At 71.4% G+C, this 23,299-nt stretch carries 25 protein-coding genes; 14 read left to right on the forward strand and 11 right to left on the reverse strand.

Going from position 1 to position 23,299, the window contains the following annotated elements:
- Positions 1-2: 2 nt before the first annotated feature.
- Genes EP757_RS30105 through EP757_RS30115 form a run of 3 tightly spaced genes read right to left on the reverse strand, consistent with a single transcriptional unit; the run spans position 3 to position 2,849 of the window.
- Positions 3-476: a CoA-binding protein gene (locus EP757_RS30105; protein ID WP_127551728.1), complete on the reverse strand. Its 474-nt coding sequence runs from the start codon at positions 474-476 to the stop codon at positions 3-5.
- Positions 473-1,750 carry an O-acetylhomoserine aminocarboxypropyltransferase/cysteine synthase family protein gene (locus EP757_RS30110; RefSeq protein ID WP_127551730.1) on the reverse strand — a complete coding sequence of 426 codons (1,278 nt, stop codon included), beginning with the start codon at positions 1,748-1,750 and terminating at the stop codon, positions 473-475. Before EP757_RS30110 ends, EP757_RS30105 begins: the two co-directional genes overlap by 4 nt.
- Entirely contained in the window at positions 1,740-2,849 is a 1,110-nt protein-coding gene (locus EP757_RS30115; RefSeq protein WP_127551732.1) for a homoserine O-acetyltransferase, read from the reverse strand. The genes EP757_RS30110 and EP757_RS30115 overlap by 11 nt, the downstream gene beginning before the upstream one ends.
- Before the next feature lie 90 nt (positions 2,850-2,939).
- Between EP757_RS30115 and EP757_RS30120 the strand changes: the two genes are divergently transcribed.
- Together EP757_RS30120 and EP757_RS30125 are read left to right on the forward strand one after the other, a co-directional pair.
- The gene (locus tag EP757_RS30120; protein ID WP_127551735.1) at positions 2,940-3,488 is read left to right on the forward strand and encodes an OsmC family protein; all 549 of its coding nucleotides are present in this window, start codon (positions 2,940-2,942) and stop codon (positions 3,486-3,488) included.
- Positions 3,485-4,714, forward strand: coding sequence for an NAD(P)-binding domain-containing protein (locus EP757_RS30125; RefSeq protein ID WP_127551737.1), 1,230 nt, complete (start codon positions 3,485-3,487; stop codon positions 4,712-4,714). Before EP757_RS30120 ends, EP757_RS30125 begins: the two co-directional genes overlap by 4 nt.
- Here the strand turns inward: EP757_RS30125 and EP757_RS30130 are convergent.
- Both EP757_RS30130 and EP757_RS30135 read right to left on the reverse strand, forming a co-directional pair.
- Complete coding sequence (locus tag EP757_RS30130) at positions 4,708-5,886, reverse strand: cell wall metabolism sensor histidine kinase WalK (RefSeq protein WP_127551739.1); 1,179 nt, start codon at positions 5,884-5,886, stop codon at positions 4,708-4,710. The genes EP757_RS30125 and EP757_RS30130 overlap by 7 nt on opposite strands.
- Positions 5,883-6,566: a response regulator transcription factor gene (locus EP757_RS30135; protein WP_127551741.1), complete on the reverse strand. Its 684-nt coding sequence runs from the start codon at positions 6,564-6,566 to the stop codon at positions 5,883-5,885. The genes EP757_RS30130 and EP757_RS30135 overlap by 4 nt, the downstream gene beginning before the upstream one ends.
- 282 nt (positions 6,567-6,848) lie before the next feature.
- Between EP757_RS30135 and EP757_RS30140 the strand changes: the two genes are divergently transcribed.
- Together EP757_RS30140 and EP757_RS30145 are read left to right on the forward strand one after the other, a co-directional pair.
- The gene (locus tag EP757_RS30140) at positions 6,849-8,009 is read left to right on the forward strand and encodes an alkaline phosphatase PhoX (RefSeq protein ID WP_127551743.1); all 1,161 of its coding nucleotides are present in this window, start codon (positions 6,849-6,851) and stop codon (positions 8,007-8,009) included.
- A 72-nt stretch (positions 8,010-8,081) separates the two neighbouring features.
- Entirely contained in the window at positions 8,082-9,215 is a 1,134-nt protein-coding gene (locus EP757_RS30145; protein WP_127551745.1) for an NAD(P)/FAD-dependent oxidoreductase, read from the forward strand.
- On the opposite strand, the gene EP757_RS30150 is transcribed toward EP757_RS30145, so the two are convergent.
- Entirely contained in the window at positions 9,188-9,532 is a 345-nt protein-coding gene (locus tag EP757_RS30150; protein ID WP_127551747.1) for a helix-turn-helix domain-containing protein, read from the reverse strand. The genes EP757_RS30145 and EP757_RS30150 overlap by 28 nt on opposite strands.
- A gap of 98 nt (positions 9,533-9,630) precedes the next feature.
- On the opposite strand from EP757_RS30150, the gene EP757_RS30155 reads away from it, so the two are divergent.
- The gene (locus tag EP757_RS30155) at positions 9,631-10,470 is read left to right on the forward strand and encodes an alpha/beta hydrolase (RefSeq protein ID WP_127551749.1); all 840 of its coding nucleotides are present in this window, start codon (positions 9,631-9,633) and stop codon (positions 10,468-10,470) included.
- A 24-nt stretch (positions 10,471-10,494) separates the two neighbouring features.
- Here EP757_RS30155 and EP757_RS30160 read toward each other — a convergent pair whose 3' ends face one another.
- Positions 10,495-11,331: a hypothetical protein gene (locus EP757_RS30160; RefSeq protein WP_127551751.1), complete on the reverse strand. Its 837-nt coding sequence runs from the start codon at positions 11,329-11,331 to the stop codon at positions 10,495-10,497.
- A gap of 4 nt (positions 11,332-11,335) precedes the next feature.
- Positions 11,336-11,911, reverse strand: coding sequence for an RNA polymerase sigma factor (locus tag EP757_RS30165; protein WP_127551753.1), 576 nt, complete (start codon positions 11,909-11,911; stop codon positions 11,336-11,338).
- 84 nt (positions 11,912-11,995) lie between these two features.
- Here EP757_RS30165 and EP757_RS30170 point away from each other — a divergent pair, with 84 nt between their 5' ends.
- Both EP757_RS30170 and EP757_RS30175 read left to right on the forward strand, forming a co-directional pair.
- A complete protein-coding gene (locus EP757_RS30170; protein ID WP_232050072.1) occupies positions 11,996-12,328 on the forward strand; it encodes a hypothetical protein in 333 nt (110 codons plus the stop codon).
- A 155-nt stretch (positions 12,329-12,483) separates the two neighbouring features.
- Positions 12,484-13,758 (forward strand): BTAD domain-containing putative transcriptional regulator, encoded by a 1,275-nt coding sequence (locus tag EP757_RS30175; RefSeq protein WP_160165920.1) that lies wholly within the window; start codon positions 12,484-12,486, stop codon positions 13,756-13,758.
- 18 nt (positions 13,759-13,776) lie between these two features.
- Here EP757_RS30175 and EP757_RS30180 read toward each other — a convergent pair whose 3' ends face one another.
- Positions 13,777-14,019, reverse strand: a complete 243-nt coding sequence (locus EP757_RS30180; protein WP_127551757.1) for a hypothetical protein — start codon at positions 14,017-14,019, stop codon at positions 13,777-13,779.
- Positions 14,020-14,075: 56 nt separating this feature from the next.
- Here EP757_RS30180 and EP757_RS30185 point away from each other — a divergent pair, with 56 nt between their 5' ends.
- From EP757_RS30185 to EP757_RS30200, 4 genes are all read left to right on the forward strand, one after another.
- Positions 14,076-14,891 carry an SAM-dependent methyltransferase gene (locus EP757_RS30185; protein WP_127551759.1) on the forward strand — a complete coding sequence of 272 codons (816 nt, stop codon included), beginning with the start codon at positions 14,076-14,078 and terminating at the stop codon, positions 14,889-14,891.
- A 102-nt stretch (positions 14,892-14,993) separates the two neighbouring features.
- Entirely contained in the window at positions 14,994-15,479 is a 486-nt protein-coding gene (locus tag EP757_RS30190) for an alpha/beta hydrolase (RefSeq protein ID WP_160165921.1), read from the forward strand.
- 156 nt (positions 15,480-15,635) lie between these two features.
- Positions 15,636-16,946, forward strand: a complete 1,311-nt coding sequence (locus EP757_RS30195) for an aromatic acid exporter family protein (protein WP_127551763.1) — start codon at positions 15,636-15,638, stop codon at positions 16,944-16,946.
- A 5-nt stretch (positions 16,947-16,951) separates the two neighbouring features.
- Positions 16,952-17,839 (forward strand): aldo/keto reductase, encoded by an 888-nt coding sequence (locus EP757_RS30200; protein WP_232050073.1) that lies wholly within the window; start codon positions 16,952-16,954, stop codon positions 17,837-17,839.
- Between the two features lie 139 nt (positions 17,840-17,978).
- Here EP757_RS30200 and EP757_RS30205 read toward each other — a convergent pair whose 3' ends face one another.
- Complete coding sequence (locus EP757_RS30205; protein ID WP_127551767.1) at positions 17,979-20,660, reverse strand: SGNH/GDSL hydrolase family protein; 2,682 nt, start codon at positions 20,658-20,660, stop codon at positions 17,979-17,981.
- Positions 20,661-20,739: 79 nt separating this feature from the next.
- Between EP757_RS30205 and EP757_RS30210 the strand changes: the two genes are divergently transcribed.
- The 3 genes from EP757_RS30210 to EP757_RS30220 all read left to right on the forward strand — a co-directional run bounded on the left by EP757_RS30210 (position 20,740) and on the right by EP757_RS30220 (position 22,448).
- Positions 20,740-21,237: a GNAT family N-acetyltransferase gene (locus tag EP757_RS30210; protein ID WP_232050074.1), complete on the forward strand. Its 498-nt coding sequence runs from the start codon at positions 20,740-20,742 to the stop codon at positions 21,235-21,237.
- Between the two features lie 66 nt (positions 21,238-21,303).
- Positions 21,304-21,852, forward strand: a complete 549-nt coding sequence (locus tag EP757_RS30215; RefSeq protein WP_127551769.1) for a GNAT family N-acetyltransferase — start codon at positions 21,304-21,306, stop codon at positions 21,850-21,852.
- 86 nt (positions 21,853-21,938) lie between these two features.
- Positions 21,939-22,448 (forward strand): O-acetyl-ADP-ribose deacetylase, encoded by a 510-nt coding sequence (locus EP757_RS30220; RefSeq protein WP_127551771.1) that lies wholly within the window; start codon positions 21,939-21,941, stop codon positions 22,446-22,448.
- Here EP757_RS30220 and EP757_RS30225 read toward each other — a convergent pair.
- Complete coding sequence (locus EP757_RS30225) at positions 22,445-22,648, reverse strand: hypothetical protein (RefSeq protein WP_127551773.1); 204 nt, start codon at positions 22,646-22,648, stop codon at positions 22,445-22,447. The genes EP757_RS30220 and EP757_RS30225 overlap by 4 nt on opposite strands.
- Between the last annotated feature and the right edge of the window lie 651 nt (positions 22,649-23,299).

Genomic DNA, 23,299 nt, shown 5'->3' on the forward strand with positions numbered 1-23,299 from the left:
GGTCATTGCAGACCTCCTCGTACGGAGGTGATCCGCTGGGTGTTGAAGCCGAGCCAGTGCATCCGGCCGACGTAGCGGGCGTGTTCCACCTTGAGGCAGCGGTCGACGATCACGGTGAGGCCGGCCGCCGAGGCGATGTCCTGCCCCTCCTGGTTGATCACGCCGAACTGGGTCCAGAGCGCTCCCGCCCGCACCGCCACCGCGTCCCGGGCGATCTGTGGCAGGGCGTCCGGCGCGCGGAAGACGTTCACCAGATCGATCTTCACCGGTACGTCGGCCAGCGACGGATAGGACACCTCGCCCAGAATCGACGACTCCCGCGGGTTGACCGGGATGACCCGGTAGCCGTGCCGCTTGAGGTAGTAGCCGACGAAGTAGCTCGCCCGCAGCTCGTTGCCGGACAGGCCGACGATCGCGATCGTCCTCGTGGTGGTGAGGACCCGCTGGATGGTGAGCGGATCCTGGTAGGAACTCACGATGCCACCTCCCGGAACGCCTGCTCCAGATCCCAGATCAGATCCTGCACGGACTCGGTGCCGACGGACAACCGGACCGTCCCGGGCCCGACGCCCGCGGCCCGCAGCTCGTCGTCGCTGAGCTGGCGGTGCGTCGTGCTGGCCGGGTGGATGATCAGGCTCTTCGCGTCGCCGACGTTCGCCAGGTGCGACCAGAGCCGGACGCCGCGGATCAGATCCTGCCCGCCCCGGCGTCCGCCCGCGACCTCGAAGGAGAAGACCGCGCCCGGGCCGAGCGGCAGGTACTTGTCGGCCAGCGGGCCGCTCGGGTAGGTGACGTTCGAGGCCAGCGGGTGCTGGTTCAGGAAGGCGGCGATCTGCCGGGCGTTCGTCACGTGCCGTTCCATCCGCAGCGACAGCGTCTCGAGGCCCTGCAGGAACAGGAACGCGTTGAACGGCGACAGCGCGGCACCGAGGTCGCGCAGCGTCTCGGCCCGCAGCTTCATCAGGTAGCCGTACGTCCCGAACGTCTCGTGGAACTTCAACCCGTGGTATGCCGGGGACGGGTCCGCCACGACCGGGAACCGTCCGTTGGACCAGTCGAACGTGCCGGCCTCGACGACCACGCCGCCGATGCTGGTGCCGTGCCCGCCGATGAACTTCGTCGCCGAGTGCACCACGATGTCGGCGCCCCACTCGATCGGCCGGCACAGGTACGGCGTCGCGAACGTGTTGTCCACGATCAGCGGCAGCCGGTTCTCGTGCGCGATCCCGGCCAGGGTCTCGAGGTCCAGGACGTTCCCGCCCGGGTTGCCGATGGTCTCGCCGAAGAACGCCTTCGTGTTCTCCTTGACCGCCTTGCGCCATGCTTGCGGATCGTCCGGATCGACCCAGCTCAGATCCACGTTCATCTTGCGGAGCAGGTGCTTGAGCTGGTTGACCGTCCCGCCGTAGAGGGCGCTCGACGCCACCACGTGATCGCCCGGTTCGAGGAGGGTGAACAGCGCGGCGGCCTGCGCGGCGATCCCGCTGGCGAACGCCACCGCGCCACTGCCGCCCTCCAGGTTCGCGACCCGCTCCTCGAACACCGCGGTGGTCGGGTTCATGATCCGGGAGTAGGTGTTGCCGTACTCCTGGAGGTTGAAGTAGGCCGCCGCGGACTCCGGGTCCTCGAACACGTAGCTGGTGGTCTGGAAGATCGGCACCGCGCGGGCGCCGGTGTTCGGGTCGGGGCGCTGGCCGGCGTGCAGCTGGCGGGTCTCGAAGCCGAACTCGTGTGGCTCTTCAGCCTTCATGAAGGAATCTCCGGACGATCGGGATCTGCCTGGCCTCTTCGAGAAGGAAGCAGTCGTGGCCGTAGGGGGCGTCGATGACGTGATTCTCCACCGGCTTGCCGCATTCGCTCAGCGCCCGAGCGATCTCGTGGGAACCCGACGGGGGATAGAGCCAGTCCGAACTGAACGAGATCAACAAGGTGCGCGCCTCGACGACGCCGAGCGACGCGAGGTCGAGGTCGAAATAGGTGAGCGCCCGCGAGAGATACAGGTACGTGTTGGCGTCGAACCGCCGCACGAAGGAGGCCGCCTGATGCCGCAGGTAGCTCTCCACCTCGAACTCCGGCTCGGTGAACGTGTAGTGCAGGCCGTCCTGGAACCGGCGCCCGAACTTCTCCTCGAGACCGGCGGCGGACAGGTAGGTGATGTGCCCGACCATCCGCGCCACGCCCATGCCGGCGTCCGGCGAGCGACCCGTCCCGTAGTACCGGCCGCCCTGCCAGTCCGGGTCGCGCAGGATCGACTCGCGGGCGATCGCGTTCCACGCCACGCCCTGCGGCTGCAGCGCGTGCGTCGAGGCGATCACCACGATCGCGTCGACCTGATCCGGATAGGACACCGCCCACTCCAGGGCCTGCATCCCGCCGAGCGAGCCGCCGGCCACCGCCGCGAGCCGTTCGATGCCGAGCGCGTCGAGGAAGGCGCGCTGGCAACGGACCATATCGGCGACGGTGATGACCGGAAAGTCAGGTCCGTAGAATTCGCCCTGGAAGAGCGACGACGGCCCGGTCGTCCCCGCACACCCGCCCAGCAGGTTCGTCGAGACCACGAAGAACCGGTCGGTGTCGAACGCCTTGCCCGGCCCGATCATCCCGTCCCACCAGCCGAGGCCCGCGACCTCCAGGTCGTCGCGGGCGCTGGCGGCCTTCTCCGAGATCCCGGCGGCATGGGCGTCGCCGCTGAGCGCGTGGCACACCAGGATCACGTTGTCCCGGGAGGGGGCGAGGGTCCCGTATGTCTCATAGGCGACACGCACCTGCGGCAACGAGCGGCCGCAGTCGAGCGGCAGCGGTTCCGGCAGGTCCAGGAACCGCGTCTCGACGACACCGACACTTGTCATAGGCCTGCAACGCTAGGCCAACGCCATGATCATTGTCTAGCATCCCGATGGGTGTTGTAGAAGCACCTGATGAGCGGAAGGATGCCAGCCATGACCACCACCGATAACGGCGTCAACGTCCAGGCGCTGCTCGACGCACGCGAGGCGCTCAAGGGTGCCCCGGAGGCCGCCCAGTTCACCTGGAAGGCCACCTCCAAGTGGGAGAAGGGCGTCGCCAGCACCACCACCATCTCGAACTTTTTCGGACTCGGCCAGGACCAGGCGCACAAGAGCGCGTCGACCTTCTCGGCCGATCACCCGGAGGTGTTCGCGGCCGAGGACAACGGCATCACCCCGATCGAGTACCTGCTGGTCGGCCTCGCGGGCTGCCTCACCGCCGGCGTCGCCTCGGTCGCGCAGAACCGTGGCATCCAGCTGCGCTCGGTCACCTCCACGGTCGAGGGCAACCACGACATCCGGGGCATTCTCGGCGCTGACTCCGACGTACGAAATGGCTTCAACGATGTGAAAGTGACCTTCACCATCGACGCCGATGCGACGCCGGAGGAGATCGAGGCGCTGGTCGCGCAGTCGCAGAAGCGCTCGGCCGTCTACGACGCGCTGACCAACCCGACGAGTGTGACGGTCGAGGTCGCTTGAGCCCGCACCTCGACGCGCTCGTCATCGGCGCCGGGCACGCGGGTCTGGCGGCCAGTCACTTCCTCCGCGCCCAGGGGATCGATCATGTGGTGCTGGAACGTGGCGAGGTCGCCAACTCGTGGCGGCGTGAGCGGTGGGATTCGCTGCGCCTGCTCACGCCGAACTGGCTGACCCGCCTGCCCGGCCGGGCCTACACCGGCCCGGATCCGGACGGTTACATGACGGCGGGCGAGGTCGCGTCCTTCATCGCCGATTGCGGTTCCGGCGCGCCGATTCAGATCAACACCGAGGTCACTTCGGTACGCCGGACCGACGATGGTTACCGGGTCACCTCGGACGACGGCGCTTTCCAGGCCCGGACGGTGGTGATCGCCAGCGGCGCCTGCAACGTACCGGTGGTCCCGGCCTTCGACGTGCCCTCCCCGGTGCTGCAGGTGACGCCGTTCGACTACCGGGATCCCGCCGCGTTGCCGCACGGCGGGGTCCTGGTCGTCGGAGCCTCGGCGACGGGCGTGCAGATCGCCGCCGAACTCCAGCGATCCGGCCGGCAGGTGACGCTGTCGGTGGGGGAACACGTGCGCCTGCCCCGGACCTACCGGGACCGTGACGTGCTCTGGTGGATGGACGCGTCCGGTGTCTGGGCGCAGCGGTACGACGAGGTCGACGACCTCACCCGCGCCCGCCGACTGCCGTCACCGCAGCTGGTCGGCGACCCGGAACACGGCACCCTCGACCTCAACGCGCTCACCGGCCTCGGCGTCGAACTCGTCGGCCGGCTCGCGATGGTGCGGGACGGGGAAGCGCTGTTCTCCGGCGGGCTACGCAACGTCTGCTCACTCGCCGACCTGAAGATGAAACGCCTGCTGGCGGGGTTCGACGCGTGGGCGGGCATCACCACGCCTCCGGAGGGTTTCGAGCCCACGCGGGTGCCCTCGACCTCCCGTCTCAAGATCGACCTGCGCGGCGGCGAGATCAGCACGATCGTCTGGGCGACCGGGTTCCGCCCCGACTACCGCTGGCTGGACGTACCGGTCGTCGACGAGAAGGGGAGGCTGCGCCACGAGGGTGGCGTCGTCGACTCACCCGGCCTCTACGCGCTCGGTCTGCCGGTGCTGCGCCACCGCCGGTCGACCTTCATCCACGGCATCGAGGCTGACGCCCGCTTCGTCGTCGATCATCTGGCGGGTTCGCTGGGCCGGCCGCCGGGTGGCTCGCGCGGTCAGTGAGGGCGGCTCGGTGGGTCGTCGGGTGGTGGTTCGTCGTCGGTCCGGTCGGGGTCCGGTAGCCAGAGGACGAAGACGCTTCCTTCGCCCGGCTCGGAGAAGGCGGCCACGTGCCCGCCGTGGGATTCCACGATCTGGCGCACGATGGCCAGGCCGAGCCCGGTGCGGCGCTCGGTCCCGGTGGGGTCGGGGCCTCGCCAGAAACGGTCGAAGACCCGGGGCAGGTCGGTGGCGGTGATGCCGGGGCCCTGGTCGGTCACGGAGGTCCAGAGCCAGGCTCCGGTGCGGCCGGTGGCGACGGTGACGGTGGAGCCGGCGGGCGCCAGGCGGACGGCGTTGGAGAGCAGGTTGCCGACCGCCCGCCGCAGGGCGTCCGCGTCGCCTGTCAGGTGCAGGCCGGGGGACAGGTCGTAGCGCAGCGACACCGGCCGGGACGGCACCGCGTCGTCGCCTGCCTCGCGGGCGACCGCGCTGAGATCGACGTCGGCCTCCGGGATCGACGAGGCGTCCCGGCGCGCGGTGGCCAGGAGGTCCTCGACCAGGCGGGACATCCGGGTGGTGGCGCGGTCGACGACGGCGACGGCGCGGCCGCGTTCCTCCGGTGTGGCGTCCGGGACGGTCAGCGTCGCGTCCAGGTGGGTTCTGATGATGGACAGAGGGCTGCGCAGCTCGTGGGAGGCGTCGTCGATCAGCCGGCGCTGGGCCCGGAATGCCTCGTCGAGCCGGTCCAGCATGGAGTCGATGGTGTCGGCGAGGTCGCGCAGCTCGTCGCGGGGCCCGGCCAGCCGGATCCGCCGGGTCAGGTCGGTGGCCTGGATGTCGCGTGCGGTGCGGGCGATCGCGCCGACCGGCCGCAGCACCCGCCCGGAGAGCACCCAGCCGATGCCGAAGCTCGCGGCGAACAGGGCGGGCAGCGCGATCAGCGAGTAGCGCCGCAGGTTCTGCAGGGTGTTGTAGTTGACCGCGGCCTCGATCTGGCTGACGTCGGCGACCGTCATGGTGCCGACCAGCTGCTTGTCGTCGTTGTAGACCTCGGCGGTCCGCTCGGTGATCGGCTGCGGCGACGTGGTGCGCTCGACAGCGAAGTACGTCACGGCCAGCGTCAGGCCGGCGATCGCGAAAAGCAGCGTCGAATAGACGACGGTGAGCCTGAAGCGGATCGACCGGAATCTCATGCCGCGATCCCGGCGAGGCGGTATCCCCGGCCGACGAAGGTCGCGATCGACCCCTGCCCGAGCTTACGGCGCAGGGTGCCGACGGTCACCCGGACGGTCTGGGTGAAAGGATCCGCGTGGGCGTCCCAGACGTGTTCGAGCAGCTCCTCGCTGGACACCACGTGCCCGGGCCGGGTCATCAGGTAACGCAGGACGCCGAACTCCTTCGGCGTGAGCGCCAGCGGCCGGCCGTCCCTCGTGACCGTCTGCCGGGCCGTGTCCAGCCGCAGGTCGCCGACGGTCAGTGACGCCGTGGTCCCACTCACGTCGCGGCGCAGCAGTGCCCGGATCCGCGCCTCCAGCTCCCGGAGGTGGAACGGCTTGACCAGGTAGTCGTCGGCGCCGCCGTCGAGCCCACGCACCCGGTCGTCGAGCGTGCCCCGGGCGGTCAGCATCAGCACCCGCACCTCGCCGTCGCCGGCCGTCCCCACCTCGCCGTTGCGCACGGCCCGGCACAGGGTGAACCCGTCGCCGTCCGGCAGATTGACGTCGAGCAGCATCAGGTCGTAGGCGTTCACCGACAGCATCTCGCACGCCTCGGCCGCGCTCCCGGCCACGTCGACCGCATAACCGGAGCGCGACAGACCGACCCGGAGCCCTTCGGCCAGGTCCTCTTCGTCCTCCACCACCAGCAGTCGCATCATTCGACTATCGGGTGGCGCCGATCCCGATCCGGTCTCGGCGAGCAGTGAGTTCGGTGATGGAAGCAGGACGGACGCCCGGTCACGTCGGGGGAACCTCCCTGACGCCCGTCCTGGTGAACCCAGGAGACCATGCGGGACCGAAAACCGGCCGAAGCCCGGATGCCAGCGACCTCACAGGTTTGTTATCTAAGTTCGTCGATACTTTCGGCGGACGACACCCGGCGGACAGCATGGACCGGCTTTCTGGATGCCCACACCGCATCGCATCCAGGAGGACGAATGGACCGGAGATCACTGCTGCGCGCCACGATGGCGGGCGCGGGAGGTCTGGCCCTGCCCTTCACCGCGTGGTCGGCCGCCTACGCCGCGCCCGCGCAGAACGCCACCGGCCCGTACGGCGCCCTGCAGGCCGCCGACGCCAACGGGATCCAGCTGCCGGCCGGGTTCACCAGCAAGGTGATCGCCCGGTCCCGGCAGGTGGTGCCCGGCACGTCGTACGCCTGGCACGACGCCCCCGACGGCGGCGCCGTCATCCCGAACGGCTCGGGGTGGATCTACGTGTCGAACTCGGAGGTGTCGTCGTCGGCGGGCGGCGGCGCGTCCCGGATCCTCTTCGACAGCAGCGGCACCGTCACCGGCGCGTCGCGGATCCTGTCCGGCACCGACCAGAACTGCGCGGGCGGGAAGACCCCGTGGAACACCTGGCTGTCCTGCGAGGAGGTGACGCGCGGCCGGGTCTGGGAGACGTACCCGCTCGGTGGCGCGGCGGTCGTCCGGCCGGCGATGGGCCGATTCAAGCACGAGGCGGCGGCGGCCGACCCGGCCCGGAAGGTGATCTACCTGACCGAGGATGAGACCGACGGGCGGTTCTATCGGTTCGTACCGTCGATCTGGGGTGATCTCTCGGCCGGGACGCTGCAGGTCCTCATCGCCGGGACCGCCACCTCCGGGTCGTTCACCTGGCGGAACGTGCCGGACGTGGACGGCTCGCCGACGCAGACGCGCTACCAGGTGTCCGGGTCGAAGTCGTTCAACGGCGGTGAGGGCTGCCACTACGCGGGCGACACCGTCTGGTTCACCACCAAGGGCGACAACCGGGTGTGGCAGGTGAATCTGCTGACCAGCACGTACGAGCTGGCCTACGACGACAACCTGGTCAGCCCCGGCTCCGCGCCGCTGACCGGCGTCGACAACGTGACCGGGACGGCGTCCGGGGATCTCTACGTCGCCGAGGACGGCGGGAACATGGAGATCTGCCTGATCACGCCGGACGACGAGATCTCGGTGTTCCTGCGGGTCATCGGGCAGGGGTCGTCGGAGCTGACCGGGCCGGCCTTCACCCCGGCCGGTAACCGGCTCTACTTCTCGTCGCAGCGCGGCACGTCCGGTTCGTCGTCCGGCGGCATCACCTACTGCGTGACGGGTCCCTTCCGCACCTGATCGGATTCCTCCCGGCCCCGGCGTATGATTTGTTTGACGCAGCAAGCATCGCGGGGGCCGGGGGGATTGGTCATGGTTCGGCGGACTGATGTCGTGGTGATCGGTTCCGGTCAGGCAGGGCTGTCGGCGGGGTATCACCTGCAGCGCCGGGAGATCCCGTTCGTGATGTTCGACGCCAATGAGCGGCCGGGTGGCGCCTGGCAGCATCGGTGGGAGTCGTTGCGGATGGCGACCGTCAACGGGATCTTCGACCTGCCGGGGATGGCGTTGCCGACGATCGATCCGGAGGAGCCGAGCCGGGATGCCGTATCCCGATATTTCCGGACTTATGAGCAGGAAATGGCGCTGCCGATCATGCGGCCGGTCCGGGTGGAAAGTGTGCGGGACGCCGGCGACGGTGATCCGGCCGGTCGGGGCGACGTGGCTGGCGGCGTTGATCCGGGCGGGCGCGGTGACTTGGCAGGGCGCGGTGAGCTGCTGGTGGTCACCGATCATGGGGAGTGGCTGACCCGGGCAGTGATCAACGCGACCGGCACCTGGAATAATCCGCTTATTCCCGATATTCCAGGACATTTCTCGGGGCGGCAACTGCACACCCGCGACTACGTCTCCGCCGATGAGTTCCGCGGGCAGCGGGTGGCCGTCGTCGGCGGCGGCATCTCCGCGGTGCAGTTGCTGGAGGAGATCTCGCGAACCGCCACCACCTTCTGGTACACCCGCCGCGAACCGGTCTTCATCGACGAGTTCCGGCCCGAGCAGGAGGGCCGCTCCACGATCGCCAAGGTGATCGCCGATGTTGAGGCGGGCCTGCCCGCACGGAGCGTCGTCTCGTACACGGGCCTGGGGTGGACGAGCTATGCCACGGCGGCCCGGGATCGTGGCGTGCTGGTGCGGCGCCCGATGTTCACGGCGCTGGCGCCCGGCGGCGTCGTCGAGGCGGACGGCACGATCACCGAGGTCGACGTGATCCTCTGGGCGACGGGTTTCCGCGCCGCACTCGCCCATCTGGAGCCGCTCGGCCTGCGCGGACCGCTCGGCGGCATCCCGATGCGCGGCACCCAGACGGTGGCCGACCCGAGGATCCACCTGATCGGTTTCGGTCCGTCACAGTCGACGGTCGGCGCCAACCGGGCCGGTCGGGAGGCGGTGGCGGCGCTGCGCCGCACGGTGCTGTCCGATCAGGAGCCTGCTCCGGTACGGGGGTGAGAAGCCGCCCAGGAACAGATCGCGGCAAGAGGCGCCTCGAGGGTCTTGCCGAGCTCGGTCAGCGCGTACTCCACGTGCTGGGGCGGCCGTTCCTTCAGGACCCGCCGCTCCACGAGACCGTCCGACTCCATGTCCCGCAGCGTCTCCGTCAGCATCTTCTGCGAGATGCCGGCCACCCGTCGCCGCAGGTCGGTGTGGCGTTGCGGACCGGCGAGCAGCGCGTAGACCAGCAGCACCCGCCATTTCGACGCCAGCCGTTCCAGGGCCTGCCGAGTCGTGCAGCTCTCCTCGAGGACGTCCGGGACGACGAGCGCCATGCCTGCCTCCGCAAGGGCACTTCGAAGTGCCTTCTATCGGTACGCCGCGTGTGCGACCTAGTGTCGGCCCCACGATAGTCGTCGGAGGGGATCTGGGAATGGGCGAGCGCGTCACGTACGAAGCCGATGGCATCACCCTGGTCGGGAACCTGGCCGTGGCCGGACCGGGCGCGCCGGCCGTGGTGCTGACCGGCCCGTTCACCGGCGTGAAGGAGCAGGTGACCGGCGTCTACGCCGCGCTGCTGCACGAGCGCGGGTTCACCACGCTCGCGTTCGATCACCGCGGGTTCGGGGAGAGCGGTGGCCGGCGGGCGCACGAGGACAGTCAGGGCAAGCTGTCCGATCTGCGGGCGGCGGTGGGTGTGCTGCGGGAGCACACGGATCGGATCGGGATCGTCGGCGTCTGCCTCGGCGGCGGCTACGCGGTGCGCGCCGCGGCCACCGATCCGCGGCTGCGGGCGGTCGTCGGGATCGCCGGGGCGTACAACAGCCCGGCACGCTTCAGCGCGGGCGACGCGAGCGGTTACCGGCAGGCGCTGCGCACCTTCATCGACCGCTACGACGACGAGCTGCCGGCGGTCGGCCCGGGCGGGGCGATGGGCGGCGACGAGCCGTTCGCCTATTACGGCACGAAGCGCGGCGCGGCGCCGAACTGGGAGAACCGGGTCACCCACGGATCGCTGCACTCGCTGATGACCCTGGACGCGCTCGGCGCCGCGCCGCTGCTGACCGGCGTCCCGCTGATGATCGTGCACGGCCGCACCGACGACTACTGCTCACCCGAGCTGGCCCAGGCCGCCCACGACCAGGCCCCGGGGCCGAAGCAGCTGGTCTGGCTGGACGCGGCGCAGCACATCGACCTCTACGACGCCGAGCCCTGGGTCACCCGGGCCGCCGACGCCGCCGCCGGTTTCCTGCACCGCCACCTCACCTCGTGAGAAGAGTGAGAATCGGGATGTAGGTCAGTCCTTCGGCTTCTTGGTCTTGCTGGTCTCCTCGGGTTCGGTGGTGGCTGATCCGCAGTAGGCGGCCACGTTCTCCCTGCCGCCGGCCGCGGCGATCAGGTCGCGGCGGTCCCGGCCGTTCATCGGGTGGCCTCCGTCTTCGGCGGTCTGCCAGGCGGCGCACCAGGCGGCCTTCGTCGTCGCGTTCACCGAGGCGCTCGGATCCGCCTTCCCGGTCGTCGTCGCGGCGCTCGATTCCGGTTGCGTGCTCGTCCCGGCGCTCATCGCCGCGCCGGGGGCGGTCGCCGTGCCGGCGCTTCCGTCGGTGGTCGCGTCCGGGCCGGCCTGCGGGGGGCCGCCGGCGTCGCCGGGGGTGGGCGTGCGGTCGGGCCGCGGTGAGTCGGGCTCTGCGGAGCCGGGTTCCGGGCCGGACGGCGGAGAAGCCGGCGCCGGCACCCCCAGACCGGAGAAGAGCCGGTGCGCCTGCTGCTGGACCCCGGCGGGAAGGTTGCCGCCGCGCGCGGCCACGGCGGTGCCACTGCCGGTCAGGAGAGCCAGTGCCGCTGCCACCGCCACGACGATCGTCCGCCGCGATGCCTTCCTCCGGGAGCCGGGGTGTTCGCGGGCGGGGGCTCGGCGGCGTTCGGCGGCGAGGGCGGCGATCATCTGCTGTTCGGCCGCGTGTTCGGCGGGGGTGGCGGGGGCTCGCAGGGCGTCGAGGACGTGGTGCAGGGCCGGGTCGGCGGGGCGGGTGCCGTCGGCCACGCGGTCGGCGGCGGCCAGGTCGCGGCGGTGGGGCCACCACAGGAGGTGGGACCGCCGGAGGCGGGCGGGCCACCAGGAGGGCAGGGGCATCTGGTCACACCCTCTCACGGCGCAGGTGGTCGCTGGCGCGGACGCGGACCTGCGGGTCGGCGGCCAGCCGGCGCAGGCCCCGCATGGTGGCGATGCGGACGGCGCCGCGGCGTTTGCCGAGGATCCGGGCGGTCGCCGCCACGTCCAGGCCGGCCACCACCCGCAGCATCACGGCCTCGGCCTGGTCGGCGGGGAGCTGGGCCACCCGGTCGAGCGCCCAGGCCGTCTCCGCGCCTTCGAGGACTTCGGCGGCGGCGTCCAGGCCGGCCGCGCCGTCGTCGACGGTCGCTGCGGGTTCCTCGCGGCGGCGGCCGGCGCGCCGCTGCTCGTCGATGCCGCGGTGCCGGGCGATGTGGAACAGCCAGGCGCGGAACGCGGCCGGGTCACCGGAGAAGCCGTCCAGGTCGCGGGCCGCCTGCAGCCAGGTCTCCGACGCCACGTCCTCGGCCGCGTCGCCGGCGATGACCTGGAGGTACCGCAGCACCGCCGGGTTCAGCGCCCGCCACAGCACGGCGAACCCCCGCTCGTCGCCGTCGCGGGCGGCGACCAGCGCGGCGGCGAGCTCGTCGTCCTTCGGCACGTACGGTCCCCCTCGATGAACCGGCAGCACGCTACCAGCCGCCGGATGTATGCGAGATATGCGCGGCCGTCCTAGTCTGCGGTCGTGCCCGACTCCGAACTGCTGCGCCTCGCACGGGAACTCGCCGGCGACGCCGGGACGCGGAGCGCCGAAGCCCGCGGCGAGCTGGCCCGGGCGTACGTCGAGGTGGTCACGTTCGCGCCGGCCGAGGAGATCGTCGCGATGCTGGCGGCCGTCCGCGACGAGGACTGGATGGGCTTGCCGGTGTGGGCGCGCAACCTCGCGTTCCGGCTGGCCGTGCTGCAACGCCCGGGCGACGTGGCGCTGCTCCGGGACGCGGCCGGCGACCTGCTGAGCTTCGGACCCGACGGGGACGACCACGCGCGGTCGATGCGGGACCGGGCGGCGCGGGGCTGACGTCTCCGGGAACGGCTCAGCGATCGCGACGGCTCAGCTGTTACACCGGAACGGGCTTTTTGCGGTTGATAATGCTCACTACGCGATTCTTCCGCTTCGCGTTGATCTCTCCTGCCCGGCTTCCTAACCTGGGGGGCCGATTCAAGGGGGAGTCAATGTCCATCATGGTCCGTCTGCTCGGGCCGGTGGAGTTACGGGGAGAGGACGGTCCGGTCGATCCGGGACCGGCGAAACGGCGGGCCGTGCTCGCCGCGCTGGCCCTGCACGCCGACCGGCCGGTGACACTGAACCGGCTCACCGATCTGCTCTGGGCCGGCGAGCCACCGGCGTCGGCGGTCGCGAACATCCGCAACCACGTGGCGGCGCTGCGGCGCACGGTCGGCGACCGGCTCGTCTCGCGGCTCGGCGCCTATCAGCTGGTCCTCGCCCCGCATGAGCTGGACGTGACCGAGTTCCAGCAGCTCGCGGACCGGGGACGGGCTGCTCTGGCCGCCGGGGAGGCGACCCGGGCCGAACCGGAGCTGGCCGCGGCGCTGCGTCTCTGGCGAGGGCCCGCCGGGTCGGGACTGCCGGCCGGCGCCGGGCTGGACGCACTGCTCGCCGGCTTGGAGGCGGACCGCCAGCGGGTGCTGGAGGACCTCATCGACGCGCGGCTCGATCTGGGGTACGCCGGGGAGCTCGTGCCGCCGCTGCGCGACCATCTCGCCGGCCATCCGCTGCGGGAACGGGCGTGGGCGCAGCTGATGCTGGCGCTGTACCGGACCGGTGATCTGGCCGCGGCGCTGTCCGCTTACCGGCAGGCGCAGTCGGAGCTGCGGTCCCAGCTCGGCGTCGATCCCGGCCGTGAGCTGGCCGACCTGCACGCGGCGATGCTGGACCGGGCCCCCCGGCTGGATCCGTGGGCGCGCCAGTCGGTGCGCCGGGGACGGGCGGCGGCCGTGGAGGTCCCGCGGGAGCTGCCGCCGGACCCGCCGTTCCTGGACGGGGTGGACGAGGCGACCGCTGCCGTCGTGGACGGGATCGGGTCCGGCGCCGTCGTCGTGCACGGGCCGGCCGGGAGCGGCACGACGAGTCTGGTGACGCGGGCCGGGCATCGGCTCGCCGAGCGGTTCCCGGACGGGCAGGTGTTCGCGGTCGCCGGGACCCGGAGCAGTGCCGCGGCGCTGGCCGGGCGGGTGCTGCGGGCGCTCGGGGTGCCGGCCGGTGAGATTCCGGAGCAGGCGGACGAGCGGATCGGGCGGTACCGGTCACTGCTCGCCGCGCGCCGGGTGCTGGTGATCGTGGACGGCGCCGCCGAGGACGGTCAGGTGCGGGCGCTCATCCCGGGCACGGGCGGGTCGGCGCTTCTGATCAGCAGCCGGTCGCCGCTGCTGGACGGGGTGGCCGTGCAGGTCACCCCAGGGTTGCGGGCCGGCGGCCTCCGCGGGTGAGGCCGCCGCCACAGCGACTCACGGCGTACCGGAAAGGGCTTTTTGAATCAAGGCCGCGATTCCGGCGGCCACCCAGGACCCGATGATGATCCAGACGATGGTGCGCAGGAAGAGGCGCTTGCCGCGGGTGTAGCCGCTGCCCTCGACGATGCGGCCCATCATCTCGGTGCGTGAGGTGGTCGAGAACGAGGCGGGCGTCGTGTCGGTGTAGCTGCGCTTGAGCCACTCCCGGTCGGGATCCGGCTCCTGAATCGTGCCCATGGACATCAGTGTGCAGGGCCGTGCAAGTACTTGATCGAGGACGCTATTGTTCCGCTGTGGATCAGACGCGCGCAGCCGCTCAGGGGATCGACCCGAACGTGGCGCACCCGGCCCGCCGCTACAACTACTGGCTCGGCGGCAAGGACAACTTCGCGGCCGACCGGGCTTCCGGGGACGAGCTGCAGAAGCACTTCCCGGCGGTACGGCTGGGCGCCCTCGCGAATCGGGCGCTCCTGCAGCGGGCCACGTGCTTCCTCACGGCCGAGGCCGGGATCCGCCAGTTCCTCGACATCGGCACCGGCCTGCCGACCGCCGACAACACGCACGAGGTGGCGCAGCGTCACGCGCCGGAGAGCCGCGTCGTCTACGTCGACAACGACCCGCTCGTCATGGTGCACGCCCGGGCCCTGCTCAACAGCAGCCCGGAGGGGCGGACCGCGTACATCGAGGCCGACCTCAACGATCCCGCCTCGATCCTCGAGGACCCGGTGCTGGCCGAGACGCTCGACCTGAAACAGCCGGTCGGGCTGATGCTGATCGCCGTCCTGCACTTCATCCACGGGCACGGCGCCGCGAAGCCGATCGTGTCCCAGCTGCTCGACGCCCTGCCGTCCGGCAGCTATCTGGTGGCCACGCACGCGACGTCGGACTTCGGCACGCCGGAGCAGCAGGCGCTCTACCAGCAGCTGATCGCGCAGGGCCGGTCGGACGTGTGGACGCGGCCGCAGGCGGAGTTCGCTTCGCTCTTCGAGGGTCTCGAACTGGTCGAGCCCGGTGTGGTGCCCGCCAGCGAGTGGCGGCCGGAGGCGGGCGCGGAGATCCCTTCCCGTTCCGACATCAACGTGTGGACGGCGGTCGGGCGCAAACCGTAGGGCGGGCCGTCCGGCAGCACGCGCACGATCCCCCGGGCGGAGGTCCGCTGCCGCCGGGCATGGAGCCGCTGCCACGGGAGTGGCCGCTGTTCCAGAGGCGCGGTGGTCGAGCACCGGCTGCAGGGGCCCGACTCGTACCCCACCGCCTTCGATGATGTGGCATCGGCGGTGGAGACGCTGCGCTCGGACCCGCGGGTGGACGGCGACCGGATCGCCCTGTGGTACTTCTCCGGTGGCGGACGGTTCGCCGCGGACTACCTGCGCGCGGTGCCGGAGTGGCTGAAGGTGATCGCCCTGACGTATCCGGCGGTCACCCCGTTCCCCGGCTGGCCGGACGACCCGCGGTTCCGCCCGGCCGAGGCGGTGGGCGGCGCCGGCGACCTGCCGATCGTGCTGACCCGGGTCGGCCGGGAGAACCCGCTGATCGCCGAGGGCGTGACCGCGTTCGTGACGGCGGCGGAGAAGGCGAACCTGACCGTCATCGACGTGCCGAACGGCCGCCACGGCTTCGACAACCAGAACGACTCCGACGAATCCCGCGAGGCGATCACGACGGCGCTCAGGACGGTGCTGTCCGAGCTGAGCTGAGGCGGCGCCGGGCGTCACGACGACGGAAGATGATCACCCGCTCGGGCGCGACGCCCGTCACAATCGCCCTTTTTACCCGGAATCGCACTTCGCGCGGCGATAGTTTTGCCTTCGAACAGCAACCGCTCCACACGAGGAAAACGAGAAAGCCGCGCCTTGCTCCACATCACCGTCGTCGCCGTCAGCCTCGCGTTCTGCGCGGGGATCGCCACCCTCCTGCGCCGCAAGGTCCGACCGGCCGCCGCATCGGCCGCCCGGCACCTGCACGCGTGGTTGAGGCCGCATCTGCCGTATCGGATGCGCCGCCTCGCCGTCGGATGCCGGAACCGGATGGACGCCACGACGGCCCGCGCGGTCGTGGTGACCAGCGCGGCGGCCGGGATCGCGTGGACCGCGGCGGAGTCGATGCAGCTGGCCGGGTCGGTCACGGCCGCGATCTCCGCGACGCTCTCGGTGCAGATGAGCTCCTTCGCCTCGGTACGGGAGGGCACCCAGCGCCTGATCGGCACCCTCGCCGGCATCGCGCTCACGGTCGGCGTGTGGGGTGTGTTCGGCCTCAGCCCGTGGTCGATCGCCGCGATCGCCGGTCTGGGTCTGGCCGCCGGCCGGCTGCTGCGGCTCGGCGACGGCGCCGTCACGGTCCCGCTCACCTCACTCGGCATCCTGGTGGCCGGTAGCGCCGTGATCACCGAGGCGTTCGTGTGGGAGCGGGTCGCCGCCACCGCCCTCGGCATCCTGGTCGGCGTGATCCTGTCGCCGCTGGTCGGCGGCGAGTCCCCGATGGAACGTGCCCGGCAGCGGCTCGCCCACCTCTCCGGCGAGATCGCCCGCCTGCTCGGCCACCTGGGCGCCGGCCTGACCGACGGCTACACCCGGGATCAGGCCGCGGCGTGGCTGGCCCGGTCGCGGGAATTGGGCGACGACCTCGAGGACGCCGTGAACGCCGTGGACGACGTGGTCCGCCAGGCCCGCTGGTCGCTGACCACCTCGGTCTCCCGGGTCACGCCGATGCACGAGACGCTGCGCGCCCTGGAACACGGCGTCCACCAGGTCAACTCGGTGGCCCGCTCGATGTTCGACGCGGCGGCGACCCCGCACTCCTCGGCCGTGCCGGAGCAGATCGGCCGGGTCCTGACGGCAGCCGCCGAGGCGTTCGACGCGCACGCCGCGCTGGTCGCCGACCCGCACGCGGACGCCACCCGCGACGCGGACAACCTGCACGAGCTGCTGAACGGCCTGCGGGAGGCGCGCCGGCAGACCCTGCGCACGGTCCGCACCGAGGTCGACGACACCGGTGTCCTGGTATTGACCGGCTCGATCATCACCGACATCGACCGGATGGCCGGCTCGCTGGAACGGTCGGCGCCGGCCCTGGCGGTGGGCCTGCTGGAGCCGGGCCCCGGCATCCCGGCGGTCTCCGACGTGCTGCCCGCGGTGAAGCTCGCCTGGAGGAAAGCGGTTAGATAACCACTGTGGAACTGAACGGGATCGCGCGCATCGGGCTGGGACTGGCGGCGGTCGGCCGCCCCGGCTACATCAACCTCGGCCGGGCGAACGATCTGCCGAGGGAGCGGACCATCGAGGCGATGCGGTCCCGTGCCCACGAGCTGCTCGATGCGGCCTGGGCGGCGGGCGTCCGCTACTTCGACGTGGCCCGGTCGTACGGGCGGGCCGAGGAGTTCCTGGCCGGCTGGCTGCCCGGCCACGACGGCGCGATCGCGGGCAGCAAGTGGGGCTACACCTACACGGCGAACTGGCAGATCACCGCGGACGTCCACGAGGTGAAGGACCACAGCCCGTCCACCTTCGACCGCCAGCTGGCCGAGTCCCGTGCCCTGTTCGGCGACGCCCTGTACCTCTACCAGGTCCACTCGGTCACCCCGGACAGCCCGGCCCTGACCGACAAGGATCTGCACCGGCGGCTGGCGGGCCAGGGCGCGGTGGCCGGCATCTCCACGAGCGGCCCGCGTCAGGCCGACACGATCCGGGCGGCGTGTGCGATCGAGGTCGACGGCGAGCCGTTGTTCCGCAGCGTGCAGGCGACCTGGAACCTCCTGGAGCCGAGTGCCGGCGGGGCGCTGGCCGAAGCGCACGCTTCCGGACGTACCGTGATCGTGAAGGAAGCCCTGGCGAACGGACGCCTCGCCGCCTCGCTCTCCGACACCCTCGCCCTGGCCGCGGCCCTTCACCAGCCCTGGGCGGCGGTCGTCCTGTCCGGCGCCGCCACCGTCGAGCAGCTCGCGTCGAACCTGACCGCCGCCACCCTCACCCTCACCGCCGCGGACCTGGACCGGCTCGCCACGCTCGCCGAACAGCCGGAGGCCTACTGGAAGACCCGGGCCGCCCTCCCGTGGAGCTAGCAGGACGACCGAGCAGGCGACGATCGTCCGCGGGGCCTGACCGTGTCTCATCCGCCCGTGGCCAGCAGCAGCAGGACGAGCAGCAGCACGGACGGGCGGAACCAGGCGGACAGCGAGGGCAGCTGCGGGGACGGATCGGTCATCGGACTCGCCTCCGGATCGTCGCGGTCACGAGCAGCGACCCCAGCGCGATCATCGCGATGCCGGTGAGGGCGGCGGGGAACAGCCAGCCGGGGTCGCCGGTGCGGGGGAGAGCGCCGGGCTCTTCGGCGCCGGTCATCGGTGGTCTCGTCGCCGCTGAGGAGTCCAGTGACGGCGGTGTCGCGGCGAGCAGGCCCGCCTTCCGTGCGTGAGCCACGCACGCTGACCGATCAGTACCACGCAGCACCGCGAATCCGAGCGTCGTTCCCTTCGCCGGGTTGGGACCGCGCACCTCGAGCCCGGAGATCGTGCCGGTCGGCAGATCCGGTGGCATCCGCACCCAGCCGGTCGCGCGGCCCTGATCGTCCGCGGTCACGGTGGCGAGCGTACGGTCCTTCGCCCTCTCCCCGGTCAACCGGATCGTCACCGCGGAACGGGCCGTGAAACCCTCCGCGGCGAACGGCACGTGTTCCGTGCGGACCACATCGGATCCGCACGACCTCAGGTGACGCATGGCCGCGGCATCGCCGACCACCACAGGCGTGATGCGGGTGGCGGCGACGGCTTTCCGGAGGGCGTCCGGGACGGGCGGGCGCTTCGCTCGTACCGGGGCCGGGAACGCGGAGCCCCGAGTCGCGGCACGCAGCGCGGGGGAGACGGCCGTGCGAATCGGTCCCGTCCGGGCCGTCCCTTCCGCACGCTGCGCCGCGCGAACCGCCGCGGCCCCCGGTTTCGCCACGCTCTCCGCGGCGCTCGCGCCTCCGTCGCTCCTCCACCCCATCCGGTACGCCGGGAGCGCCGCCGGCCTCGCCGCGATCCGCCGGGAGACGACCGCGGCGTATCGGCGGGCGCCCTCCTCGCCGGGACGGAACGACGCGGCGCCCGTCACGTCACCGCTCAGGTCGGTCGCCCGCCGGGTCCGCAGGCCGCCGATCCAGCTGTCCCGGTCACAGACGGCGTGACCGGCGAAGTCCTTGCGCACGTCGGCGACGAGGACACCGCTGCCGGGCGCCCGCTCCAGCATGGCGTCGTCGAATTCGTCGATCCGGCCGGCGATCCACCGCCGTTCGTCCTCCGCGATCAGCGTGCCCTCGGCGCACGGCCGCCGGCCGATCCGCAACGGGTGCGGATAGGTGGCCGCGACGATCGTCGTGTCCGGCCGCACCCGGGAGCGGATCTGCCGATAGAGGCCGCCGAGTTCGTTCTGCGCCAGCGCGATGCGGACACGCGTCCAATCGTCCAGCGACACGGATCTGCCGCCGGCTTCGATGAACGCGCCGTCCATGCAGCGCGATCGCGTGGCGCAGTGCATCAGGATCTCGGCGAAACCGACGTCGTCGCCGCCGAACGTCAGCGTCACCAGATCGGCGTCGGTGCCCAGGCTCGTGTTCTGCAACGGGATAGCGGTAGGCCGGCCGTGATACGTCTTCGTCATCTGCCGGGTGCCGGCATTGACCACCCGCGCACCGGAACAGGCCACGACATCGGACGCCACCGGTTCCCGGCCGCCCGGCAGCCTGATCTGCGACGGCCAGGCCTTCGCCGAACGGTGGCAGAGGAGGTCGTCGTACGGCTCGAGGCCCTCCCCGGCGGAGAAGGAGTCACCGAGCGCGACGTACCGGGTGCCGGACCGGCCGGTGAACCAGCGCCGCGCCTCGGCCGTCCGTCCGTCGCTGAACACCACCCGCACGACGATCCGGTGCACGCCGGTGCCGATCGTGCCGACCGGCGCCGCGAAGTCGCCGATGCCGTCGACGGTGGCCGGGAACGGCGGCCGCCCGTCCCGCTCGACGGTCACCTCCCGGATCCCGGCGGGACCGATGCCGGACCGCAGCCGGGACGGGTCCTCGACCCGGACGCAGACCTCGCCGGTGGCCGCCGCGATCACGGCCAGCGCCGACCCCTTCGCGCAGGTCGCCGCCGTGCCGACGGCGAACGTGCGCACCCGGACGCCGGCCGCCACGACGGCGCTCGTGTCCGGGACCGGCGCCAGCCCGTCGGAGAGCAGGAAGATCCACCGCGGTCCGGTGGTGGTGAACGCCGTCGCGGCGACGTCGAGCGGCCGCTGGAAGCCGGTTCCTGAGCCGGCATATTGCGGTGTCTCCCGCCCGATCGTGCCCCGGGTCAGCGAGCCGGCCACCGCGGTGATCCGCGGCACGACGCCGCGCCCGCGGCCGGCGTCTCCGCCGCTGTCTTCGCTGCTGTCTCCGCCGCTGGCTCCGGGGGCGGTGAACGCCGTCGTCGCGGTGCCCGGATCCAGATCGGCCATCACGGCGTCGTCACCGAACCCGATGAGCCCCACGGTGATCCGGTTCTGCGCGCCCGGCACGGCCCGCAACGCCGCGGTCAGCGAGACGACGCCGGAGATCTCGCAGTCGAGCGTGTCGCCGACCGATTCGTCCTGGTTGAAGTCGTCGAGCTCCGCCGTGACGACGCCGTCCCCGCTGCAGTCCTCTCCCGGCGCCGACGCCGTCGACCCGGAGACGTCCACGGCGTACACCACCTGGGCCTGCGCCCCGCCCAGCGCGACCGAACCGGTCACCGTGAGTGGCCCGGCGCCGACGGTCTGCCCGTCCGCCGGATAGCCGATCGTCACCGCGCCACCGGCCGCCGCCGCCACCGGCGCCGCCGGGCTCAGGACCAACGCGCAGGCCGCCACCGCGGCGCCGAATCTCCTCATACGTTGATCAACGCCCGACCGGACCCGATCCCACGAAGATCACCCGGACGGGCAGCCGGCGGCGGCTAGGGTCGATGCCGTGGAGGTGGACTTCCGGGAGTGTGGTGAGGCCGATCTCGTGCTGCTCGAAGACGTGGCGCCGACCGGGGCGAACCGTTACCACGAGGTGCGGTACCGGCGGCACGCCGACGGGGTCAGCACGTTCCTGATCGCCTGGTCGGGTGGGATCCCGGTGGGGTCGGGGGAGATCCTCTGGGAGGGGCCGAGGGAACCGGCGGTCGCGGCGGTGTTCCCCGGGTGCCCGGAGATCAACGGGCTGCTGGTGCTGGAGCGGTGGCAGTGCCGGGGCATCGGGTCGCAGCTGATCCGGCTGGCCGAGGGGCGGGCCGGGGCGCGCGGGATCAAGCGGATCGGGCTCGGCGTGGGACACGACAACGATCGGGCGGCGGCGCTCTACCAGCGGCTGGGCTATGAGGAGACCAGCGTCGACTACGACGACCACTACCCGTGGATCGACGAGGCAGGGGTCCGTCACATCGTTGCCGACCCCTGCCGGTTCCTGACCAAGGCGATCTGACTCCGCAGGCCGGGACGGCCGGGGTCGGCGCGAGCCACGGCCGGGTGAACGCTGGATCATTGCGGTGTGCCTGTTCTCCACACACCCCGGTTGACCCTTCATCCGCTCGCCGACGAGCACCTGGATCTCGAGATCGAGCTGGATTCCGATCCCGAGGTCCTTCGATTTCTGTACGGGCGGAAGCGCACACCCTCGGAGGTCTCGCAATCGCATGCCGCTCGGCTGGCAGCCGGCCTCCAGGTGGACGGGCTCGGCTATTGGATGGCGTTCCTGGACGGTGACTTCGCCGGGCTGATGATGCTGCCGCCCGGCCCCGATCCCGGATCCGCCGAACTGGGGTACCGCCTGCCTCGCCGTCAGTGGCGCAAGGGGATCGCCAGCGAGGCGTCCCGAGCGCTGCTGCGGCACGGTTTCGAGACGGTGGGCCTGCGTCGCGTCTTCGCCCAGACGATGGCGGTCAACGCGGGCTCGCAGGCGGTGATGAGAGCGGTCGGCATGCGCTACGTCCGCACCTTCCACCCGGTCTTCGACGATCCGTTGCCGGGCTCGGAACAGGGCGAAGTGGAGTACGAGATCACGGCGGAGGAGTGGGGTCGCCCGCCCGCGCGACAGTGAGGCCGTGTTTCCACCATGTCGGCGTCTACTCTGTCGACGCGTAGTGCCGGGCCGGTCCTGGCACGGAGTAGCGGGGGAGGGGTGCTGTGCGCGTCGAGCTGGTCACCGGGGACATCACCGCGTCGCAGGTCGATGCGATCGTCAATGCGGCGAACTCGTCGTTGCTGGGCGGTGGCGGGGTCGACGGCGCGATTCATCGCAGGGGCGGGCCGGCGATCTTGGAGGAGTGCCGGGCGCTGCGGGCGAGCCGGTACGGCAGGGGATTGCCGGTCGGGCAGGCGGTGGCCACGACGGCGGGGCGGCTTCCGGCGCGATGGGTGATCCACACCGTCGGGCCGGTGTACAGCGCGGACGAGGATCGATCGCCGCTGCTGCGCAGTTGCTACACCGCCTCGCTGGCGGTCGCTTCGGATCTTGGAGCGCGGTCGATCGCGTTTCCGCTGATCTCGTCGGGTGTGTACCGGTGGCCCAAGGACGATGCCGTCCTCCAGGCGCTGACGGTTCTGCGGGAGTCGTCGCTGGACGTGGTCCGGCTCGTGTTGTTCGACTCGCCTACGCGGGAGGCCGCGGAGAGGGTGTATCGAGGGCTGCCCTAGAAGCCCAGGCCGTCGAGGATGCGCATCACGATGCTGGACTTGTCGTCGCCGGCCGCCGGGCGTTCGACGGGGTCCGCGATCAGCAGGATCGCTTCGTCGATCTTGGTGACCACGTCGGAGCGGCCTGCGGCGGACGCGGCGTCCCGGAACTCCTTGGCGATCGCCAGAAGTGCTCGGTCTTCGTCCCGTTCGGGGGCCATGGCGCGATGGTAGCGCCGCCGGCCACCGCGGTCCTTTCGGGCAGATCTTGAGCGATTATCGACTGGATGGGGTGGTGGATCGCTCAAGATCTGCTGCGAGGGGCTGTGGCGGTGTTGCTGGCGGTGGCGTTGGGGATCGGGTCCAGCGTTCGGGAGTCACCGGCCTGCGCGGCCCCCCTTTGCAGACCTTGAGTGATGTGTGACCGGATGGAGTGGTGGATCGCTCAAGATTCGCCGGAGCCGGAGAGGGCGGCGGATGCTGCGTCCGGAGCTTCGTGGCGATCGCCGGAAGTGTTCGGTCGTCGTTCCGTTCGCGGGCCAGGATACGAGCGATGGTGAACCGCCGACCATCTTGGACAATGGCCCGTGCGCTGCCTAGACCCTTTGGTCCCGTTCGCCCTCTAGGCCCTTTGCCCCGTTCGCCCTCTTGGCACCGTTGCTCCCCTCGGCCCCTCGGCACCGTGGGGCACCTGGGCCGATCTTGAGCGATTGACGACTAGCTGGGGTAGTGGATCGCTCAAGATCCGCTGAGGAGGGGCGCGGCGGTGATGGCGAGCGGATCTGGCCGTCGGAAGTTGTCAGCCAGCCCGCCGCCCTTGGGCGATCTTGAGTGATTCGCGACCCGATGGGGTGGTGGATCGCTCAAGATCT

The sequence above is a fragment of the Actinoplanes sp. OR16 genome (assembly GCF_004001265.1).
Taxonomy (GTDB): domain Bacteria; phylum Actinomycetota; class Actinomycetes; order Mycobacteriales; family Micromonosporaceae; genus Actinoplanes.

What these genes read in the sequence shown, in the direction of transcription:
- EP757_RS30130 (WP_127551739.1), bottom strand. Translation starts at nt 5,886, where the DNA reads ATGAGATTCCGGTCGATCCGCTTCAGGCTCACCGTCGTCTATTCGACG.
- EP757_RS30145 (WP_127551745.1), top strand. Translation starts at nt 8,082, where the DNA reads ATGGTTCGGCGGACTGATGTCGTGGTGATCGGTTCCGGTCAGGCAGGG.
- EP757_RS30135 (WP_127551741.1), bottom strand. Translation starts at nt 6,566, where the DNA reads ATGCGACTGCTGGTGGTGGAGGACGAAGAGGACCTGGCCGAAGGGCTC.
- EP757_RS30120 (WP_127551735.1), top strand. Translation starts at nt 2,940, where the DNA reads ATGACCACCACCGATAACGGCGTCAACGTCCAGGCGCTGCTCGACGCA.
- EP757_RS30115 (WP_127551732.1), bottom strand. Translation starts at nt 2,849, where the DNA reads ATGACAAGTGTCGGTGTCGTCGAGACGCGGTTCCTGGACCTGCCGGAA.
- EP757_RS30225 (WP_127551773.1), bottom strand. Translation starts at nt 22,648, where the DNA reads ATGGCCCCCGAACGGGACGAAGACCGAGCACTTCTGGCGATCGCCAAG.
- EP757_RS30175 (WP_160165920.1), top strand. Translation starts at nt 12,484, where the DNA reads ATGTCCATCATGGTCCGTCTGCTCGGGCCGGTGGAGTTACGGGGAGAG.
- EP757_RS30160 (WP_127551751.1), bottom strand. Translation starts at nt 11,331, where the DNA reads ATGCCCCTGCCCTCCTGGTGGCCCGCCCGCCTCCGGCGGTCCCACCTC.
- EP757_RS30205 (WP_127551767.1), bottom strand. Translation starts at nt 20,660, where the DNA reads ATGAGGAGATTCGGCGCCGCGGTGGCGGCCTGCGCGTTGGTCCTGAGC.
- EP757_RS30140 (WP_127551743.1), top strand. Translation starts at nt 6,849, where the DNA reads ATGGACCGGAGATCACTGCTGCGCGCCACGATGGCGGGCGCGGGAGGT.
- EP757_RS30110 (WP_127551730.1), bottom strand. Translation starts at nt 1,750, where the DNA reads ATGAAGGCTGAAGAGCCACACGAGTTCGGCTTCGAGACCCGCCAGCTG.
- EP757_RS30155 (WP_127551749.1), top strand. Translation starts at nt 9,631, where the DNA reads ATGGGCGAGCGCGTCACGTACGAAGCCGATGGCATCACCCTGGTCGGG.
- EP757_RS30180 (WP_127551757.1), bottom strand. Translation starts at nt 14,019, where the DNA reads ATGGGCACGATTCAGGAGCCGGATCCCGACCGGGAGTGGCTCAAGCGC.
- EP757_RS30150 (WP_127551747.1), bottom strand. Translation starts at nt 9,532, where the DNA reads ATGGCGCTCGTCGTCCCGGACGTCCTCGAGGAGAGCTGCACGACTCGG.